General features: G+C 40.8%; 19 protein-coding genes and 2 pseudogenes. 11 read left to right on the top strand and 10 right to left on the bottom strand.

All coding sequences use genetic code 11. The features are described from left to right. Nucleotides 1–21 precede the first annotated feature (21 nt). The 3 genes from RM049_RS33640 to RM049_RS33630 form a co-directional block, all read right to left on the bottom strand. Nucleotides 22–405, bottom strand: coding sequence for a toxin-antitoxin system TumE family protein (locus tag RM049_RS33640; RefSeq protein WP_322700472.1), 384 nt, complete (start codon nucleotides 403–405; stop codon nucleotides 22–24). Then, the gene (locus tag RM049_RS33635) at nucleotides 395–685 is read right to left on the bottom strand and encodes a hypothetical protein (RefSeq protein WP_322700471.1); all 291 of its coding nucleotides are present in this window, start codon (nucleotides 683–685) and stop codon (nucleotides 395–397) included. The genes RM049_RS33640 and RM049_RS33635 overlap by 11 nt, the downstream gene beginning before the upstream one ends. A gap of 255 nt (nucleotides 686–940) precedes the next feature. After that, nucleotides 941–2176, bottom strand: a complete 1236-nt coding sequence (locus RM049_RS33630) for an AIPR family protein (protein ID WP_322707276.1) — start codon at nucleotides 2174–2176, stop codon at nucleotides 941–943. 304 nt (nucleotides 2177–2480) lie between these two features. Here RM049_RS33630 and RM049_RS33625 point away from each other — a divergent pair, with 304 nt between their 5' ends. Then, nucleotides 2481–2906: a GFA family protein gene (locus RM049_RS33625; RefSeq protein ID WP_322707275.1), complete on the top strand. Its 426-nt coding sequence runs from the start codon at nucleotides 2481–2483 to the stop codon at nucleotides 2904–2906. A gap of 85 nt (nucleotides 2907–2991) precedes the next feature. On the opposite strand, the gene RM049_RS33620 is transcribed toward RM049_RS33625, so the two are convergent. Further along, a complete protein-coding gene (locus RM049_RS33620) occupies nucleotides 2992–3243 on the bottom strand; it encodes a hypothetical protein (RefSeq protein ID WP_181927312.1) in 252 nt (83 codons plus the stop codon). Nucleotides 3244–3498: 255 nt separating this feature from the next. Continuing rightward, nucleotides 3499–4449, bottom strand: a complete 951-nt coding sequence (locus tag RM049_RS33615) for an RNA polymerase sigma factor, RpoD/SigA family (RefSeq protein WP_322707274.1) — start codon at nucleotides 4447–4449, stop codon at nucleotides 3499–3501. A gap of 297 nt (nucleotides 4450–4746) precedes the next feature. Between RM049_RS33615 and RM049_RS33610 the strand changes: the two genes are divergently transcribed. The 6 genes and pseudogenes from RM049_RS33610 to RM049_RS33585 all read left to right on the top strand — a co-directional run bounded on the left by RM049_RS33610 (nucleotide 4747) and on the right by RM049_RS33585 (nucleotide 9381). Next, nucleotides 4747–5391: an AAA family ATPase gene (locus RM049_RS33610; RefSeq protein WP_094345073.1), complete on the top strand. Its 645-nt coding sequence runs from the start codon at nucleotides 4747–4749 to the stop codon at nucleotides 5389–5391. After that, entirely contained in the window at nucleotides 5384–6322 is a 939-nt protein-coding gene (locus RM049_RS33605; RefSeq protein ID WP_322707273.1) for a ParB/RepB/Spo0J family partition protein, read from the top strand. The genes RM049_RS33610 and RM049_RS33605 overlap by 8 nt, the downstream gene beginning before the upstream one ends. A gap of 114 nt (nucleotides 6323–6436) precedes the next feature. After that, nucleotides 6437–7030, top strand: coding sequence for a hypothetical protein (locus RM049_RS33600; RefSeq protein ID WP_322707272.1), 594 nt, complete (start codon nucleotides 6437–6439; stop codon nucleotides 7028–7030). Between the two features lie 57 nt (nucleotides 7031–7087). Beyond that, nucleotides 7088–7402, top strand: a pseudogene (locus RM049_RS33595) (hypothetical protein); the annotation flags it as partial. A gap of 723 nt (nucleotides 7403–8125) precedes the next feature. Further along, the gene (locus tag RM049_RS33590; RefSeq protein WP_322707271.1) at nucleotides 8126–9088 is read left to right on the top strand and encodes a ParM/StbA family protein; all 963 of its coding nucleotides are present in this window, start codon (nucleotides 8126–8128) and stop codon (nucleotides 9086–9088) included. A gap of 2 nt (nucleotides 9089–9090) precedes the next feature. Continuing rightward, the gene (locus RM049_RS33585) at nucleotides 9091–9381 is read left to right on the top strand and encodes a hypothetical protein (protein WP_322707270.1); all 291 of its coding nucleotides are present in this window, start codon (nucleotides 9091–9093) and stop codon (nucleotides 9379–9381) included. A 293-nt stretch (nucleotides 9382–9674) separates the two neighbouring features. On the opposite strand, the gene RM049_RS33580 is transcribed toward RM049_RS33585, so the two are convergent. The 4 genes from RM049_RS33580 to RM049_RS33565 form a co-directional block, all read right to left on the bottom strand. Continuing rightward, a complete protein-coding gene (locus tag RM049_RS33580; protein ID WP_322707268.1) occupies nucleotides 9675–11165 on the bottom strand; it encodes an ISLre2 family transposase in 1491 nt (496 codons plus the stop codon). 171 nt (nucleotides 11166–11336) lie between these two features. Continuing rightward, complete coding sequence (locus tag RM049_RS33575) at nucleotides 11337–11465, bottom strand: hypothetical protein (protein ID WP_322707267.1); 129 nt, start codon at nucleotides 11463–11465, stop codon at nucleotides 11337–11339. A gap of 72 nt (nucleotides 11466–11537) precedes the next feature. Continuing rightward, nucleotides 11538–11777, bottom strand: a complete 240-nt coding sequence (locus RM049_RS33570) for a hypothetical protein (RefSeq protein WP_322707265.1) — start codon at nucleotides 11775–11777, stop codon at nucleotides 11538–11540. Next, nucleotides 11777–11989 (bottom strand): hypothetical protein, encoded by a 213-nt coding sequence (locus RM049_RS33565; protein ID WP_322707264.1) that lies wholly within the window; start codon nucleotides 11987–11989, stop codon nucleotides 11777–11779. The genes RM049_RS33570 and RM049_RS33565 overlap by 1 nt, the downstream gene beginning before the upstream one ends. Before the next feature lie 344 nt (nucleotides 11990–12333). Between RM049_RS33565 and RM049_RS33560 the strand changes: the two genes are divergently transcribed. From RM049_RS33560 to RM049_RS33545, 4 genes are all read left to right on the top strand, one after another. After that, nucleotides 12334–12483, top strand: a complete 150-nt coding sequence (locus tag RM049_RS33560; protein WP_322707263.1) for a hypothetical protein — start codon at nucleotides 12334–12336, stop codon at nucleotides 12481–12483. A 192-nt stretch (nucleotides 12484–12675) separates the two neighbouring features. Beyond that, nucleotides 12676–13170, top strand: a complete 495-nt coding sequence (locus tag RM049_RS33555) for a hypothetical protein (protein WP_322707262.1) — start codon at nucleotides 12676–12678, stop codon at nucleotides 13168–13170. A gap of 106 nt (nucleotides 13171–13276) precedes the next feature. Next, complete coding sequence (locus RM049_RS33550; RefSeq protein ID WP_322707261.1) at nucleotides 13277–13663, top strand: hypothetical protein; 387 nt, start codon at nucleotides 13277–13279, stop codon at nucleotides 13661–13663. A 79-nt stretch (nucleotides 13664–13742) separates the two neighbouring features. Further along, nucleotides 13743–17990, top strand: a complete 4248-nt coding sequence (locus RM049_RS33545; RefSeq protein WP_322707260.1) for a strawberry notch-like NTP hydrolase domain-containing protein — start codon at nucleotides 13743–13745, stop codon at nucleotides 17988–17990. A 254-nt stretch (nucleotides 17991–18244) separates the two neighbouring features. Here the strand turns inward: RM049_RS33545 and RM049_RS33540 are convergent. Next, nucleotides 18245–18800 (bottom strand): annotated as a pseudogene (locus RM049_RS33540) (hypothetical protein); the annotation flags it as partial.

The raw sequence follows: 18800 nt of genomic DNA, 5'->3' as shown, positions 1-18800 counted from the left end.
CCTCTGCCGTAGGAATCGCACTTATACTAATATTTTCTCAATTTCTTTTAGGATCTCAGCTAAAAAAGGAGCATCTGATTTAACGATATTATCTTCACCACCATCATGTTTATGATGAGGAAAGGTAGTCAGATTTAATTTTCGGTGATGTTCAGTATTGTCATAGCGGAAAATTAGATTATTCTCTGAGTTCATATATTGATAACTATACATTTTTCTATCTGGAGATATTTCAACATAGATAAATTCCCTTAGATGCAGCAACGAATTATCTTTAAATTCGAGCTTGGCTCTGAGAAAACCTTCATATATTCCTCTTTTTTCAGTTTCTAAATTAAATATCTTAACTATTTCTGAGGATTCGATTAAAATCCGAATTTGCTGAAAATAATCTTCAATCAACAAAATCAATCTCCTCTATCGACTCTTTTGTTTGTTGTAAATGTACCAACATTCGAGCTTCTCCAATCCACTCATCATAGTCAAAATTATGGGATAATTCATCATTATTAAACTGAGTGAGAAATTCCTCAGTCGATAATTGATATTTGGTTTCAAAATCCTGAATCCGTTCTTCTGTTCTTTTGATTCCTGCTGTCACACTCTGTAATCTTTCTGACAAAGCACTTTGAATAATGCGTCTGAGGGAATCTGGATCTTTTGACCGGAGTTTGAGTTCAGCCATTATTTTTTCTCTCTTGCTACTGTTAAAATCACAAAATATTCCTTGAATGAGCAGTTGTTATTGTATATGGAAATAGAAAATAATCTGTGAGCAATAGTACTTTTTTGATTTCAAAAGTTAAGCTATCACTTAAAACAGTTATCAGTTATCAGTTAAAACCCAAGGATTTTACAACTTTACTGATAACTGATAATTATTCAGTGTTAAAAACCATCGCTCATCCAAAACAAATTTTTCAATAGAAGCCTTGTACTATCATTTCTTAGCTGCTTGCACACGCCCTTTTGTCCCTTGTGTTACCTTCGATTTTTCTTCCTTACTAGAATTAACCATTTTAACCAAGTGCTGATTTAGATAACTCTGCGCCGAAATATACAGACTTTCCCAAATCTCCTGGTTCCGACTGATTTTTGTACCGACTGTATTTCCTGCTGTTTTCTCCGACACCAAATATTTGCGGAAGTAGTTATTCCACAAGTGTTGGAGGAAATCTTCAGCGAATTCGTTAAACGGCAGAATCCATTTATAGTCTTTATCCAGAAATACCCGATATGATGCGATTATCGGTAGTGCTAAGTCGGTTGGCGCACCAAACCCGAATGAATACTTGCTGTCAGGCAACAACGTCGTTTTACGTATATCAATTGATGCTAGGTCGTTAGCACCTTTTCTTCTGGGGTTGCTGATATAGTCTTGGATTATTTCGTAAAGTCTTTGCTCTATCCACAGGGCATGAGTCAAGAGAGGCAAAAGTGCAGTTAATCTTTCCCTTTCTGCGTCTGTGATGTTACTTGGAAGACTCATTCCTGCTGGGTGCTTGGTTCGTTTATTGCTGTCGGGGTTGTATTTATTCCTGTCGAGGCAGTAAAGCAGCTTGAGCAAATGGGTGACATTGCACTGGGCATTTCTGGGAGTGCCGCTTTGGTTTTGATAATAGGCAATGCGGAATTTTCTATCTTCTTTCTGTTCTAACTGAGCTAAATACTGCTTGATGAATTTGTAATCACCCCTGGCGTTGACTTTGGAGCGAGAATCTACTGGCGTTGTAGTATTACTTGCTAGGGCTATATCTTTGGCTGATTCTTCAGTCAGTCCAATGTGAATCGTAACTTTTACTCTGGCTTCGGTTAGGTCATATTTGTAATTTTTTGCTTGCTCAAAAGCTAAAACTGTATGCCCTCCGTTGATAATGCCATCACTACCCCCCTCGTTAGCTTCTAAAATTTCTAGTTCGAGTGAGGTTTTATTTCTGTTGGGCTTAACTTTATTGGCTAATAAAACAATTCCACTGTGACGGGAGAAGAATTTTTCGGGTTCGGTTGTCAGTGAATCGAACATTTGTCTGTAGGTCGCGCTTTTGCGGTTCGGTTCGCGAATGTTCGGTTCTAGCGGCAGGTCTATCGGAAACGAATCTACATGAGCAGTGGCGATGATGCAATTGGGGTTGGCTTGAATATAGTTATCTATCTTGATGTTCCAAGTCTTGGGCATACAATATTTGCAATGTCAGGGGAATTTCTATGTTAACCAAAACCTGTATCTGATATCCCGTTTCTCGCTAATGCCAAGTACAGAATTATGTTGCGTCGTCTTGTTCTCTAAAGATTTACTTTATAAATAGTCTCTGGGCAACCTTTCTAGAGAATAAATTGTAAAAGTTGTTTCGTAACTTTGCTTTTACCTTTAAAAGAACAAAGTCATGAAAGCGAACTACTTAATATTCTTGGCATTTCCAGTATGAAATAGGGGAAAATGTGAGTAATTGGAGTGCCTGCGTGGAGTCAGAGAAAATAATATGTCTAACGTAAGCATTGCAAAAGGTAGTTGCCTGTGTGGAGCAGTAAGTCTTTCTACAACTAGCATGAGTAAAAGTGTGGGAGCGTGTCATTGTAGTATCTGCCGCAATTGGGGCGGAGGGCCTTTGTTAGTCGTTGACTGTGAAAGTGATGTTAGCTTCTCTGGTGAAGAAAATATCGAAGTTTATCAATCTTCAGAATGGGCAGAACGTGGATTCTGTAAGCAGTGTGGTAGCCATCTCTTTTACAAATTGAAACAAAGTAACCAGTATTTCATGCCTGTTGGACTATTCGATAGTTCTGAAGGTCTTGTTTTCGATCGTCAGGTATTCATTGATGAAAAGCCCCAATATTACTGTTTTGCCAATGAAACTAAAAACCTGACAGGGGCCGAGGTCTTTGCACAGTTTGCATCTCCTGAATGACCCTAAACATTAGAGTTACTTTTTACCAGTTTGAGTTAGGTTGGGCGAATGAGCGCACTGCTTCACTCACCCAAGAGACAACAAATCACCCAGCGATATCCTTCCCGCTTTTATAGTTCATAGCTCTGGGTTTCCTCTTGCCTATAGGGACTAATTTCGATTGCTTAGGTGCTTGTGGCGGACGGCATTGCTCACAGTAGAGTGGTCGCACACCAAAGGTTTCTCGTTGTGTGGGCTGTTCACACTGCTTACATACGAAGTTGAAAACGCGAGTGTGAATTTCCCGCTTGTGCGCTCTAACAGTGTACTCTCGGACTTCAATAGTTTTGCTGGGCATCGGTTCTTTCTTCGGTGTTCTATTTATAAGGATAGTTTCTAGTATCAATATATTCATGCTTCATTTGATTGAAACAGTGAGGTTTTTCGCCGGGGATTAAGCAGAGGCGATGCCACCAATTCATGGCAGGTACGCGATCGCAACCAGACAGAGGCAATTAAAGGCATCTTTACCAGTAGTGGCGGTTTGTTCTCAATCTTTGGAGTAGTGAGTTCGACTTATATAAATGAAACTAGAGTCAAACAACCTTTAGTCCTAATTAAGAAGATAGTCTTTAATCTTGTTTTGATGAGAGCGTAAAATTTTCAGAGCAAGATGTTCAGTTTTACGAATTGTTTCCAGACTTTGATTTAGGCGTTTTGCAACTTGACTCAAAGTCAGTTGCTGATTATCTGACAATCCAAAACGTAGAGTCAATACTTCTCGTTGCCTTGGCTTAAGCAATGCCAGCAACTTGCTCAAGTCTTGGTGTAAAAGCTCCTGAGCTATTTGCTCATCTAGAGAAATGCTATCCATCGGTAAAATATCGACTAGTTCACTTTCACCCTCATCTCCCACTCTCATTTCTAATGAAACTGGAGACTTGGAAACCTGAAGGTAATCTCTTATTTGGCTTGGCAATAGATTCAACGATTCGGCTATTTCTGCTACAACCGGAGGACGACCCAAAGATTGAGATAGTTGCTGCTGTATTCTCCTGATTTTGTTTAACTTTTCGTTGATATGGATTGGTAAACGAATAGTGCGAGACTTCTCTGCTACAGCACGTGTTATTGACTGCTTAATCCACCAGTAAACGTAGGTTGATAGTTTATAGCCTCGGTTGGGATCAAACTTTTCGATTCCCTTTTGTAAACCTAGTGCCCCTTCTTGGAGCAAGTCGAGAAAATCTAAATTGTGATTCTGGTACTTTTTAGCGATCGCTACCACCAATCGTAGGTTAGCTGTCACCATTTTATGTTTAGCTTTTTGACCTTGTTGAACGATTGACTCTACTTCAGCTTCGCTTTGCCCAAACGAGATAGCTAATTCTCTTGCAGTTGGTTGTCGGTTAAGTTCAAGTGCGATCGCTTGCCGTTGCTGCTCAATCGTCATCATCTGCTGCACAAGCCTAGCGTTTGTAATTTCTTGCTCAGGAGTTAGCAGAGGATAGCGTCCGATTTCTTTTAAGTAGGAGCGAACTAAGTCGGTAGTTGGGCTGGGCATAAAACTTAATGAATGAGATAAATCAAGATAAATTGAGAAGCTACCTATTGAAACTATTTGTTTGAGTAGTATTCTTCAAGATATAGGCAATCTGCAAAGAAGATGGGATTTTTGCAATCGTGTTAAATTGATATGAATTTTTAAGTTCAACTTGAGTATAAAGGAGAATTTCAGAAGTTCTGCTTGTGAACACTGATACTTATATATCTTGCTGTTTGATGCTTGCTTGTTTTGCCTGAAAGCCTGTATAAGCTAAAAATCTACCATAAACTATACTTTGTAATTTAGATCCTACTTATGCCGATCATCGCAATTATCAATCAAAAAGGAGGAGCAGGTAAATCAACAGTTTCTGTTCATCTTGCACGATGGCTACAAAAACAAGGTAAATCAGTGCTACTTGTAGATGCTGATGCTCAATGCTCATCTTCTAAGTGGCTAAAACGATTAGAACAAGTTATTCCTTGTCAGATTATTCAAGCGCCTGATGCACTATTGGATGAGTTACCTAAGCTAAATGAATCATATACATGGATTATTGCTGATGGGCCTGCCGCTCTCTCTGAAACAACCAGAGCATTAGTTTTAACTGCTGATTTAGCAATTATTCCATGCCAACCTGCTGGTATTGACCTTGAGAGTGCTTCTGATACTGTACATTTGATTCAACAAGCGCAAAGGATTCGGCGAGGAGAACCTAAAGCCGTAATGTTTGTTAATCGTGCAGTTAAAGGAACTAAATTGAAAGATGAAGCAGTAGAAGTACTTCAATTAATGCCAAATGTCACCGTTTTAGAAAATGTACTTCATCAACGACAGATCATCGCCGACTGCTATGGACAAAATTCTACTATCTTTGATTTACCTGGATCAACAGCCGGAATCGCTAGACGTGAAATTGAACAATTATTCAAAAAATCCTTGGAGGTTTTGAATGAATAAACCAAGACAATCACTAACTCAAGGACTCTCTGCCTCCATTGCTCAAAAATTCATCACTGATCCAAAAAGTGTCGAATCTTCTCAAACATTATCTATTCAACAAATTCAACTTCCTGCCAAGCAACCCCGTCGTTACTTTGCTCCAGACAAGCAATCTCAATTAGTCCAATCAATTAAAGATCATGGGATTCTAGAACCGTTACTAGTTCGTCCATTAAAAAATGGAACCTATGAGTTAGTTGCTGGAGAAAGGCGATATCGAGCAGCCCAGGAAATTGGATTGAGTGAGCTTCCTGTCGTTTTTAGAGACTTAGATGATCAACAAGCTCTCCAAATTGCTCTTATAGAAAACCTCCAACGTGAGGATCTTAACCCAGTTGAAGAAACGGAGGCAATTCTTGAGCTTCTTTCACTCAAACTCAAGATCAGCTCCGAAGAGGTTGGTTCTATACTGAATCGTGCTAATCACGCAAAAAACCGTCATCAACAATTGGAGGAAAACGTTTTCCTCCAACTTCAAGTTATCGAATCGGTCTTATCTGGGTTAGGAAAATTTTCGTCAGAATCCTTTCGTACCAGTCGTTTACCATTGCTAAATCTGCCTATTGATATTTTGACAGCACTCCGTGAAGGTAAAATAGAGTTTACAAAGGCTAGAGCAATCGCACAAGTTAAAAATAAAGAACAGCGAAAAACCTTGCTCAACTTAGCAATATCCCAAAACTTGAGTTTCAGAGAAATTAAGCAAAAAATCCAGGAACTCAATGTCATTGAACAAGACAATCCACCTAGTAAAATCTATGTTCAGAGGTATTCTAAAATCGGAAAACAACTTAAAAAAACATCTGTTTGGAATGATCCCAACAAACGAGCGAAGTTAGATAAACTACTCTCTCAACTAGAAGAGTTGGTAGGAAAAGCTGATGAATAGTGGCAACTATACGCTTTAGTGCATAAACTCATCTGTGACTTAGTAAAAATGTTTAAAAGGTGAACTGCTAGTTAAAATACACTCATTTGCTAAAGTTCAGGAAAGAAAGTTCTGATGAAGTCTACCGAGCGATTGCCCAAGCCACCTAAACAGCAGCCAAAACCCAACAACCCAAGTCCAAAGCTTGACCTTGTAGCTTATAAACCAGTAGATAAACAGCAGCCAATCTCTCAGCCTGGCATTACTCCCATTGATGAGCCGCCGTCAGTTGAGCAACCAGCCCAAGCAGAGGTGATACGTCTTGTAAGGTCAAAGACAAACGCTGCTGAAAAACCGCAACATTTAGAGAAAAGTAAAGCCAAACGTACCTCTGCTGACAAGAGAAAATCTAAATTACCGCAACAGCCCAAGCAACAGGGTCAATTGACAAAGAGCGATGAAGAAGAAGAGTTAGCACCAGAACGCTGTCAACATATCCAGTTTTTGGACTGCGATAAACAAGTGGGGGGCGTGATATTTGAGTGTTGGCACTGTCAGCAGGGAATAATTAGCGAGTTTACTGGGGAACCAGTAATGGGAGAATACAAGGGTCGTCCTTCGCTTGTTCAGTTGAAAATCCAATGTCCTAATTGTGAGCAGACGGCGATCAGATTAACAACAGGTCAGGTGCTTTCGACAACAGTGATACCTTCGCCTTGGCAGCAATGATCTCACACACCCTCTTTAAGAGTGACTGGTAATAGATATCAATCATTAATAATGCAAATGAGATTGTTAACTTCAATAATAACTGCACTAACGGCACTAACATTAACTAGTTGCAGTACTACTACTGCTGAACAGTATGAAGCTACAGTACTCACCAGTTACACCTGGCAAGTTAAATATGCCAATAACCTAACTAGTGAACCACGACCCCGCATTGAAACCTTTGCTACTACTTCGGTGCTGAATCGAAATGGAGTAAAACCACCGGGAGAAGTAATTGGCCCAGATGACCGAGGTTTATGGTGGCCTACTTTACCGCCGCGACCAAGTGTTGATGAAGTTGAACAACGCAAAAGACTTCAAGAAGAGGCACATCAATTCAAAATTCAAAATTAATGCTTCATGTCGCATCTTGGAGCTTGAATTAAGGATGTTGCACTTTTTTTCTCATGTTTAAAAACAAGGGCTTGTACCTTAACCCTTCGGCTGCTTCGACTTCTCTACGAGACGCTACTTCGACTACACTCAGCACAAGTTCGCTCAGGGTTAAAGCCGAGCAGAGTCGAGGCTTTAATTAAATAATTTTTAATTATTTATTCAATTTTGAATTTTGAATTGTTTTGACTTTGGGTGTGAATGATAATTCAGTTGAGAAAGCTGAACCTGTAAGCAACTGATAGCGCACTCGTTACATAGTCAGCAAGAAGTTAAAGATCAAAACTGAATTGCTTTTCAACAAAAAATTGACAGTAAAGTATAAATCAAAGAGTCAACAACGATCTAAATTAATTTTTGCTGCGTTGATAAAAAAGATTTCTAAAATTCCTTTTGGGGGCTATAGGGGGGCTATATATACCCCAACAATAGCTCAAGACTTTGATGAAATTTTGACCCCTATATAGGGTACATAAAGGTGCTATATGGGGTACATTTGACTGGATGAGATTTTGTACCCCACTTAGCCCCCAAGGGGGTTATGATAAACTCTTGAGGCTGGATCAAAAAGGGATAGTTATTTTATTTTTCTCTCCCCCACTCCCCAAAATCATTTGAACAGATAGCTTTCGCAAATCATAGTGTATTACCTTTGTCTTTATGTCAAACATTCACACGTTGCAAAAAATTTTTCCTGCGGGTTTCGATAACGGTTATGGAAGTCTCAAACTTTTAGTCGATGGCTTTGAAGTAGTTCGCGTGCCCAGCTATATAACAAATGCCGAGATGGAAGATGTGCCCGGACGGGTAGTTTTTAATGGTAGTGCTTACACAGTCGGAGAATCAGCTTACCGGACAGGAAATTATTTTGACCGAAACACCGATAATAATGAAAACAAAGTCAACAACGCATTATTGACTTTATTGGGTGCTTTGGCACATCTGCCACATCGTAGGGCTTGGCACTTAAAATTAGTCGTCAGCTTACATGATGTTGGTCTGGCCGAAGAATTGCAAAAAGTACTAAATGGAGAATATCAGCCAATACTTGCTGGCAAACAATCAGATGTAAAAGTAGAAGTGCTGAAAGTTGTACTTGAGGGTATGGGTGCATTATTTGGGCATTCACTACCAAAAAAACTAACCATTTTAGACTTTGGCAATGGTACGACCTTGTATTCTCGTTACAACCGGGGTCAACGAGAAGTTCATACTGCCTACCCTATCGGTGTAGAAGTTCTCATTGATGATATCTCCCAAAAAATGAAACATCTAAATGGCGGAAAAATCGGCGATCCATCAAAAATCCGATTTTGTTTGGAAATGGGGCATACCCGATACAGCCGTGACATCGATATTAAAGATATATACAGCGCTTCTTTAAAAGATTGGTATGAAAAATACTTGAAGAAAGTGGTGAATCTGACACTTGATGCCAAGCACCAGGGGGATGAAATCTGGGCGATTGGTGGAGGCTGCCTCTTACCAGGATTTAAAAAATTGTTAGAGAAGAACGGTTTCAAGATTCTCGACAACCCAGTGGAAGCCAATGTCTTTGGGCTTTTAGAAATGGCAAAAACTATTCTTGGTAAGAATCCAGCATCTACATCTCTTAAGTTATAACAATGGCAGACAAACTTGACTTAACCCCAGAAAAAGTTCGGATCAAAGATAGCTACCGAGAACGGATATTTGCCGAATCACAGCAACTAGGTAAAAGTTACCTAGAGACGCTTTACTTTATCATTGATTGTTATTTTGCTTTCAGAAAGGGTGCATTTCCCACACAACAAGTGGCTTTCACGCCGACTAATACAGAAGATAACAAAGTCCCCTCAAGGAGTTCAACTCCATTTACAGAGTCGGAAGAAGAAGATTCTGATGGTGAAACATTCAGCCTTGACTTTGATTTGTAACCGTCAAAGTCAGTTGGCAACGGGAGCAACGCGATTTTGTGAAGTCGGATCAAAAACTAGCGATCGCGAAGCGCTCCGTAGGAATCGCTAAAACTTAAATTTAAGTACGAGGTAATTTTATTTGCAATATATAAACGTATTTACACGATAAATTATCTTGATGAGATATCTCAAAAAGATTGCTAGTAAGTTCTTTGACGATTATTTACAAAATTTTCTGTAATATCTCTTTGATATTTGGTATCAATTACAGCATAAAATAAATCAAAGGAAGAATTAAAGTATAAAATTTATCACCCAGTTGGGGATTTGATAAAAGAATTAAAAATAGAATCACAAAAATTATCCCAACTTTTAGCTATCCATTGACAACGCAGATGTAACATAATTTCTGCATTATTTTGTAACCAAAACTTACTGTTTCCTTTCATGCGTAAATTAATAACTTGACGAATTAAACTTTCAACTGCACCACTACCGAGAGGTAATTTTCGGGCTGCAACTTCGTTATATTTTAAAAGCCTCCTTCTATACGCTTTTAAAATATAATTTCGCTCTCTTACCATAATTTTACAGCGCTCTCCTGTTGCCTCGGAAATAAATTTACCCATATTTCTCATTAAATCTAGTGTCTGACCTTTCTTTAAAATTTTCCGAGATTTTTTAAACCATGATTGACGCTCATTATCTGTACTAAAAGCAGCATCAGCAAAATCTTGTAAATGTGATGCTGCGTGATAAAAGTCTAATAATTGATAAGTTTCAAGTGGGCATTTTAATTTTTTTAGTAAAGGAGGAATGTGTATCCATATCCACTCTGCACCATCAGCAATCAATAACACCTGCTTGGCTTCACTTATACCCAAATTTACCAAATACATTTCTAAAATTTTGAGGAATTCTTTATAACCGGAATACGTGCCATCATTAGTAATAGGTATTGCCGATGTCCTAATTTTTTTACCTTGTTCATTTACTACATAAATTGTTAGTAACTTTGGCTCCATCCATTCACCAACAATGCCATGACGGTTTGTTTTGTTGCTGCGTCTACCTTTTTTATTGAACCTAATTTTAGTTCTTCCACCATCTACAGCGATCACAACTCGTTGGTCTTTGAGAACATTACTGTTAGATAAGTAACCCATCTCCAAATTTAATATTTTTGATTGGCGTAGATTAATACCAATTTCACCAAAAAGGTAAGTCAGGCGCTCGATTCGTTTTAAACTAACATTTATTCCCCAATCCATTAGCGTCGAACGTGCTGCATCAAAAGAACTGGCTATCGCACCATATTTGGCAATTGTTGACCAGACTAAAGGGCTAATACCTTCTGACATCCCTAGCCATTTTAAAAACGGACAAAATCCTTGATTTGGGTTTTTTATTTTTGGCTCATTGATCAGAGCATTATCAGATTTTTTACTTGTGGGATTCCGTTCAAGTACATAAGGTAGGTTTAAAGTTACTTCGATATTTCCAATTGTTACTATTTGTCGCTTTTTATAACCATGTTTTTGTGTGTTTGTGCTTCTCCATCCGTGTGTCTGAGCAACAGAGTAGTCAAGAATCTTCGGTGATATCGAAAGATTATATAATAAAAGAGCTATACATTGTCCAGCTAAGATGACTGCCTGAACTCTAATTTCTTCTTCTCGCTCTTTGAGCTTTTTTCCATCCCATTCTGGGATATTACCAAAATCCAAAAGTTTTGTAATATTTGATTGAAAAGTTTTTATTGATTTATTTAAATCAAGAGTTGCACATATATTTTTTGTCATAAAAGGCAGATATTCCCTATCTGAAAACACTATTTAAAGGGAATCTTACCTTTTTCTGTCGTCATGACAGAATAGATAGGAAGTATTTATGTATTTATACGCAATATTAAGTAATAAATTTGTTTTCGTACTGAAATACGGGATTAGCGATCGCTAGTTTTTGATCCGACCTCACCAAATCGCGTTGCTCCCGTTGGCAACGGTAAACAAGGGGAAGAACGCCTGTGCCATTCCATCAGTGAAAGCTAATTCATCAGCGTAGGCTAGCAAACACCGCAGGCATCGCTTACTAATGTTCATGTCAGCACAAAGTTATTCTTCCTCCTCGTCGTCATATTCATAATCTGCATAGTCTTGACCGTGTTGTTCGTATCAGAGGCGTTCTTCCTCAAGATCCGCCTCTGGCTGTATCCTTTTCCTTTGTGCCATCTCTGCTTCTAAGATTTCTTGCTCTACCGTCTGTTTCTCAAACCTTTCTCTTTCCAGCCTTTCTCGCTCTTGGATTTCTGGCTCTACCGTCTGTTTCTCAAGTCTGATTAATCGCTGCTCAACTCGTCCACAGTAAAAATCTAATGCTTTATCCGTCGCGGCTCCAGTAACTGTTCCACCCACTAGAAAAATGAGTCCGGTATTAAGCCATCAATCGGGCCACCGCTCCACTCCAAACTTTTTTGATTGAACCATACCAGCACAGAGAAGACAAAAATTCCAACTACCGTATTGATAAGCGCAAAAATTCTTGGTGTCATCTCAGTCTGACGGAGAATTAGCCACTGCCCCAGCCAGAGTATTGCACCAAAAATCACCGCAGCGATCCCGCTCATGACTAGATGATCTGGATATCTGAACGGATCTAGTTTTATGTTAATAATTAATGGCATAAATATCAGCGTACAGAGCAAGAAGCCAATTAATAAGCCAACAACGCTTATCAAGTTCCAGTAGCGACCGAGATAACCGAGGCGGAATTCCAGTATCTACTCTTGTACGGAAAGCATTGTTAAGTAAAACGCGATGACTGCACTGACTTAAATCTTGCATTAGCAGAAGTTTTACCCGTGTGTTGCTTTGTATTCTACACAAGTTTCTGTGCAATGCCTTGAGTGCCCAGGCGTTAGCCACTCGCGTTGCGAGGAATAGAGTGAAAATTCTTGAACTGATAATCCAAATGAATCCAAAACAATCAGAAGACTCCATTTTTGAAGCTGTCTCTAACGCGATTACAAGAGTTTGGACAATTGAAGAAAAAGAGTTTATTCAGAACGATTCAGAGTTACAAAATCTACTTGACCAATGGCTAAATAAAACATTTAAGTGATACTTGTTGGCATCCAGAAAACTATAGAATAGTCCGAGACTTAAGCGCACCTTCAAGCTTCAGTCAACCCATGAATTTCTTTGAAGATATTCATTTTTAAAACTTTTTGTATTCAGATCGATTGTACTTGATTACAGGGCTGTTAACGCTTCGCGTAACTTTTGTGAACATTAAAAATTTCGGAAAAATACAATGGATATTCAATCTACACTTACTCAAGCTATTGAAGTTATTGTTATGAGCTTTGTTGCTCTGATAATTTTCGATTTTATCGATGGACTTTACGTTGTGCCATTACCATCTATTGCAATTGCACAATTCAATTCCAGTTCCAAATCTACAGTAATAGCAACTCAATTTGAACCACTACCTAACACTGAACAAATAGAAGTTAAAACTCAACAAATCCCCTTTTTTACATCACAGTTTGAGGAAATTTCTGACCCCTGGACATTAGAGCTAGAGCTTTACAACAGTTGTACCGAAACTCAACCAGTTGTACTCCCGTTCCCTTCACTAAGGTTGCTACCGCCAGCAACAGGAGTACAACCTAAATCTAAAGCTAAAACCGCCAATAAATCTACTCTCCTCAAAGGCAAAACTACCAAAACTTCTAAGACTACTGCAAAAGCGACATCTACTAAAGCTCCACGAAAACCCGCAAGCTCAGGCAAGCAGTCGGCTTAAGTAACTTTACCGGGTGTCTTGTTGCTTCGACAGAGACACCTATTAAAGGAGCGATCGCGTTTCAAGAATAGCGGTCGCTTTTTTGTCATTTCAAAAATTCAAAACAATGCAAGCAGCGCACTGTGCCTTAGTAGTCGCTCTCCGGTATGCCCCAGATAAAGAGGAGTTTGCGATCGTTCGTCAGCACTTGGAAATAGCAATCGCTCTTTCTGATGAATATCACAAGCTTTTCTGGAGCATCTTTTGGAAGACCTCACCGGAACGAGTAAAAAAACGAATTCGTTCACAATGCAATCAACTGGCTTTTGATACTTACTCGCACATGATTGAGTTAGCTCTTTTGGTCAACGAATATGCAGCAAAACAAACATCTGTTGGAGTTCCACAACCGAAAGAGTGGTTGGAATTCATTTTTAATTTGAAATGTGCATTTCGGTGGATCGAGCGGGAGCATCCCACAGAAATCAACATCTTGCAATTAAGTCTACTTTGATTGCTGATCGCTGTACGAATCTTCCAGTGCAGTATCGGCTACGCCAAGTTTTTGTGAAATCAATACTATATATACAGTCATGGTTAATGCAATCCAAGGCTCACTGTTTGACGTGCAAACAGTTTTGGACTACGGGCAATCCATTGTCAGCGCGGGACAAGAACTTGCCAAATTATTGATTAACAATCAACCTTTGGCAAACAGAGCAATCCAGTCGCAGATGAATCGTTATTTCAACGGAACTGCGGCACAGGGCAAGTGGCAGTGGAAAGATGCTTACGAAGCTGTTGAGGTTGCATTAATTCTCTACCTGCGGCAAAAGGGATTATCGGAAAATCCCTTAGAAGAACTGCGACGGCTTGAGTTACTCTGCCCCACACATACCCGTCGTAGCGAGGAGCAACTAAAACTTCAGCAGTTCTCTACTCCGTTATCATTAGCTTACTTAGTGGCGTTGGCAGGACAAATCACAAACAACGACCTGATTCTTGAACCATCTGCTGGTACTGGGATTTTAGCCCAGTTCGCTAAACTTCAAGGTGCAAGTTTGATGCTTAATGAGCTTGCACCCGATAGAGCGAAGATTCTGCGTCGGCTATTCCCTGGCACATCATTATTCTCAGTCAACGCAGAACAGATCAACGATTATTTGGCTGGCAAGACTCAGCCATCCGTTGTTCTGATGAATCCACCCTTTTCATCATCTCCTAAGATAGCCGATCGCAACCCTGACGCAACTCCTCGGCATATTAACTCGGCATTGCAAAGATTATGCGATGGTGGACGACTGGTAACAATCACTGCTAATTGGTTTTCTTCTGCTAACCCAACTTGGCGAGAGACTTTCGTTAAGTGGCAAGAGAAAGCACGAGTTTTAATGTCAGTCGGAGTCAGTGGTCAAGCCTACGCCTTGCACGGGACGAGGATGGAAACCCGAATCACTGTGATTGACAAAGTTCCGGCTACTGAAATAAGCAACATTCCTTGCATTAGAGAAACCTTGGACTTGCCCGAAATACTGGCGTTGATTGAGCAGTTACCTCTGCGTTCGCAATGGAATGCTGCAACTCCTTTAGCTGCTGTCGTTGCAACGAAGGTTGTTAAGCTGCCCAAGCGTACCGTAATGGCACAACCAGAACCCTCCGCAGAAATTCCAGATGTAGTAGTTTTGGAATACGAAGTTGTCGAGTGGGCAGCTACCGAAGGACTGAAAGATACGCTTTACGAAACCTACCGACCACAGCGAATCAGAATCAAGGACGCTTTACCACATCCCTCGTTGCTTTGCGAGAGCGCAGCCCTAGCACTTGTCTCGCCCCCGGCTCCAACTTATAAACCGTATCTCCCACGCAACATCATCACACAAGGCTTGTTATCAGAGGCACAACTCGAAAGCGTGATTTACGCTGGTCAAGCGCACTCTGAATTCCTGTCTGGGTCATATATTATTGATGATTCCTGGGATAATGTGACTGTAGCGGCAAATACTGAAGAAAATCCTGTAAGATTTCGCAGTGGCTGGTTCCTTGGCGATGGGACAGGTTGTGGGAAAGGTAGACAAGTTGCGGGAATCGTTTTAGACAATTGGTGTCAAGGGCGAAGTCAAGCTATTTGGGTATCGAAAAGTTCTGCTTTAGTCGAAGATGCACGTAGGGATTGGTGTGCTTTGGGAGGTAGCGAGAAAGATATTATCGACCTTAGCAACATTAAACTAGGCGATCCAATCCCATTCTCCCAAGGTATTCTGTTTTGCACCTACTCAACGTTGCGCTCTGTTAAAGGTGGAAAAAGTCGGCTCAAGCAAATTGTGGAGTGGGCTGGTGTTGGTTTTGAGGGTATCATTTCATTTGACGAGTGCCACTCAATGGGAAATGCGATGGCACAAGAAGGAAAACTTGGTATGGTCGCCGCTTCACAGCAAGGTGTTGTCGGACTGAGGCTGCAAAATGCGCTCCCAAGAGCCAGGGTTATATACGTTTCAGCCACCGGAGCGACGAAGGTTTCTAACCTCTGTTATGCAAATCGCCTGGGGCTTTGGCAGACTGGAGATTTCCCATTTACTTCGCGTGAAGATTTTGTGGAATCTATCTCTGACGGTGGCATTGCGGCGATGGAAGTTGTGGCGCGGGATTTGAAGGCTTTGGGATTATATCTGGCGCGGAGTCTCTCGTTCGATGGTGTAGAATATGACACTCTTGAAATCGAGCTAACACCGACTCAAGAACGAATTTACGACAGTTACGCAGACGCTTTTCAAGTTATTCATAATAACCTTCAAAAAGCACTAGAAGCTTGCAATATCTCCGGTGATAAGACTTTTAACCGTGCTGCAAAGATGAGCGCAATGTCTCAGTTCGAGTCCCACAAACAGAGGTTTTTCAATCATCTGCTGACCGGAATGAAATGCCCTCAATTAATTAAGGCGATTGAGCAGGATTTAGCTGCGGGTAATGCCGTTGTTGTTCAAATCGTTTCGACTAACGAAGAGTTATTGAAGCGGCGGCTCAATGAGGTTCCAGCTTCCGAGTGGAAGGATCTCAATCTTGATTTAACTCCGCGTGAGTATGTTCTTGACTACTTAGTGAGTGCCTTTCCCGTACATCTGCATGAGATTCACTCATCCTCTGAAGGTGAAGAACGCTCAGAACCAGCTTTTAACGCTGATGGTTCTCCGGTTATCTCCCAAGCAGCTGTAGCCTTGAGAGATAAGCTCATTGATCGGCTGGCTAGCCTTGACCCAATCCCTGGCGCATTAGAGCAATTGCTTTGGCATTTCGGTTATAAACAAGTGGCTGAAGTCACCGGGAGGAGCAAACGAGTCCTCAAAGATGATTCGGGGCGTTTATTTGTAGATTCTAGAGGTGCTAGCGCAAATATTCCCGAAACTGCCGAGTTTATGCAGGGAAACAAACAAATCCTCATCTTTTCTGACGCTGGCGGTACAGGTCGTAGCTACCACGCAGATTTGAACGCGATCAATCGTCGGCGGCGCTCGCACTACCTTTTGGAAGCCGGTTGGAGAGCAGATAATGCAATTCAGGGATTAGGGCGATCTCATCGCACCAACCAAGCATCAGCACCCGTATTCCGACCAGTCACAACCAATGTGCGAGGTGAACGCCGATTCATCAGTACGATTGCTCGACGGCTGGACAGTCTCGGCGCACTCACTCGCGGACAAAGACAAACGGGGGGCAATGGGATATTCTCAGCACAAGACAATCTGGAATCGAACTATGCTGAGTATGCCTTGTACGAATTGTTTAAGCAAATATTCCAAGGTCGATTTATTGAGGTTCCACTAGGGACTTTTGAGCAAATGACAGGTTTATCGCTTACCTCCCATGAAGGCGGTATGAAAATTGACCTGCCACCCCTGCGGCAATTCCTCAATCGGTTGCTGGCTTTGAAAATCGGAATGCAGAACGTGATTTTCGAGAGGTTTGAATTACTGTTAAGTCAACAGATTGAAACAGCGATCGCTAATGGTGTCTTTGAGCTTGGTGTTGAAACTCTTCGGGCACAACGGTTTACCATTGAAAGGGAAGAAGCAGTTTATACTCATCCTGCTACTGGTAGTGTGACTAACTATCTCTTGATTGAACGTCTTCAAAAGAACAACATTCAAACTGCTCAAGAAGCAGTGGATTCGGCTAGCAAATACCAGGGACGGCTTATGGTAAACGAGAAATCTGGTCAAGCCGCAGTATCTATTCCTACTCACAGTATCTTTGATCCTGAAGGTGGGGTAGTGCCACGGGTTTTGTTGGTGCAACCACACAAAGAAACTCGTGTACCTGTTGACAAGCTCTTATCGTCAATCTGGAAGCAGGTTTCAACAGAGGCGTTTGTCGCGGCGTGGTCTACCGAAGTCTCCCAACTGCCCCAGTTCAGTACTGATTACATTCATTTGGTCACAGGAACACTTTTACCAATTTGGAAAACTCTGCCGATTCAGAACAGTCGAGTATTTCGATTGCAAACCAGCGATGGCGAGAAAGTTTTAGGTCGGGTGATTTCGGCTCACGACATTCAAACTGTCAGAGAACAACTCGGACTAAGGAATCAGGTGCTTTCTCCAGCAGAACTGGTGAAGCTAGTCTTGAACGATAAGTATTCACAACAGTTACCTGGAGGAGTTACATTACGCTGTTCGTCTATTGCTGATGAGCGGCGGATTGAGCTAGTGAATGCCCTCTCGTTGGCTGACTCTCTGGTGGCTGTTGGATGTTTCACGGAAATCATTCAATGGAAAAAGCGAGTATTCGTCCCAACTGGCGATAAAGCAGCGTCAATTCTGGCGGCTGTAATTCAAATTCTCGGATGAAATTTGTAGCCACTCTTGGCAAGTGGCTACTTTTTCGATTTGGAACTGAATTAGTTCTATAGTATTGTGAACTTCAGCAAAATTAGGATTAAATAGTAATGCCTCTCTAAAACACTCGATAACTGCATCTAACTTCCCTGACTTTATATGTACTAGACCTTAATTATAAGAAACCTGTGCTTGCTCTAAATTAACCGTCTCCATAGCGTTGTTCTCCTTTTCTATTGGCTTAAAAAGGCTATTTTAGGATAAATCTATCTTTGTAAGTCTATTTGTGGCGCTTGAGATTTAGCCAAGATTTTATCTAGATGACTATTCGCATCCTCAAAAGTTTGCAATATCTGTGGAGTTACTTTATTAGTCTGCACTCTCCCAGATTGCAAGTTTAAAATTACCTCTCCATTTTTCTGCGAAATAGTTAAATCTCTCTGCCGGGTATTAAAGGTTATATCATAAATTTTTCCCAAAACTTGAATCCCATTTTCATTAGGCTTACCCCAAACCATGCCAATCCTTTGAGTAATTTGAGTCAGCCGACTGATGGCTTCAAGCTCAGATGTATCTTTATTCATTGTTGTCAACGCTTCGGCTGAGAATTGCTTACTAACTTTAAATTGATTGGCGACTTCCACAATGCGTTTTTTGTAATTTTCTGACTTCCCTAACTTATCTGCGGCATTGTACCAATTTCTCAAGTCATCAATAGTAATTGTCGAGGGCTTCTCTACACCTAAAGGCTCGGTTTTCACGCTATTACTAATAGACTCATCCGCAAATGGCAAATGCTCACGGGGACTGGGTTTGAGAAAC

The sequence above is a fragment of the Nostoc sp. DedQUE04 genome (genome assembly GCF_034530995.1).
Lineage (GTDB): Bacteria > Cyanobacteriota > Cyanobacteriia > Cyanobacteriales > Nostocaceae > Nostoc.
Note: the sequence above shows the minus strand (reverse complement) of the source record. Positions and strands in the feature narration are given on the sequence as shown.

Bases quoted from the DNA above. Each gene is read 5' to 3' on its own strand.
- RM049_RS33580 (WP_322707268.1), bottom strand. From the start codon at position 11,165: ATGACAAAAAATATATGTGCAACTCTTGATTTAAATAAATCAATAAAA.
- RM049_RS33555 (WP_322707262.1), top strand. From the start codon at position 12,676: ATGGATATTCAATCTACACTTACTCAAGCTATTGAAGTTATTGTTATG.
- RM049_RS33565 (WP_322707264.1), bottom strand. From the start codon at position 11,989: ATGAGCGGGATCGCTGCGGTGATTTTTGGTGCAATACTCTGGCTGGGG.
- RM049_RS33585 (WP_322707270.1), top strand. From the start codon at position 9,091: ATGGCAGACAAACTTGACTTAACCCCAGAAAAAGTTCGGATCAAAGAT.
- RM049_RS33610 (WP_094345073.1), top strand. From the start codon at position 4,747: ATGCCGATCATCGCAATTATCAATCAAAAAGGAGGAGCAGGTAAATCA.
- RM049_RS33635 (WP_322700471.1), bottom strand. From the start codon at position 685: ATGGCTGAACTCAAACTCCGGTCAAAAGATCCAGATTCCCTCAGACGC.
- RM049_RS33625 (WP_322707275.1), top strand. From the start codon at position 2,481: ATGTCTAACGTAAGCATTGCAAAAGGTAGTTGCCTGTGTGGAGCAGTA.
- RM049_RS33615 (WP_322707274.1), bottom strand. From the start codon at position 4,449: ATGCCCAGCCCAACTACCGACTTAGTTCGCTCCTACTTAAAAGAAATC.
- RM049_RS33560 (WP_322707263.1), top strand. From the start codon at position 12,334: ATGAATCCAAAACAATCAGAAGACTCCATTTTTGAAGCTGTCTCTAAC.
- RM049_RS33575 (WP_322707267.1), bottom strand. From the start codon at position 11,465: ATGAACATTAGTAAGCGATGCCTGCGGTGTTTGCTAGCCTACGCTGAT.
- RM049_RS33630 (WP_322707276.1), bottom strand. From the start codon at position 2,176: ATGCCCAAGACTTGGAACATCAAGATAGATAACTATATTCAAGCCAAC.
- RM049_RS33545 (WP_322707260.1), top strand. From the start codon at position 13,743: ATGGTTAATGCAATCCAAGGCTCACTGTTTGACGTGCAAACAGTTTTG.
- RM049_RS33590 (WP_322707271.1), top strand. From the start codon at position 8,126: ATGTCAAACATTCACACGTTGCAAAAAATTTTTCCTGCGGGTTTCGAT.
- RM049_RS33600 (WP_322707272.1), top strand. From the start codon at position 6,437: ATGAAGTCTACCGAGCGATTGCCCAAGCCACCTAAACAGCAGCCAAAA.
- RM049_RS33620 (WP_181927312.1), bottom strand. From the start codon at position 3,243: ATGCCCAGCAAAACTATTGAAGTCCGAGAGTACACTGTTAGAGCGCAC.
- RM049_RS33605 (WP_322707273.1), top strand. From the start codon at position 5,384: ATGAATAAACCAAGACAATCACTAACTCAAGGACTCTCTGCCTCCATT.
- RM049_RS33550 (WP_322707261.1), top strand. From the start codon at position 13,277: ATGCAAGCAGCGCACTGTGCCTTAGTAGTCGCTCTCCGGTATGCCCCA.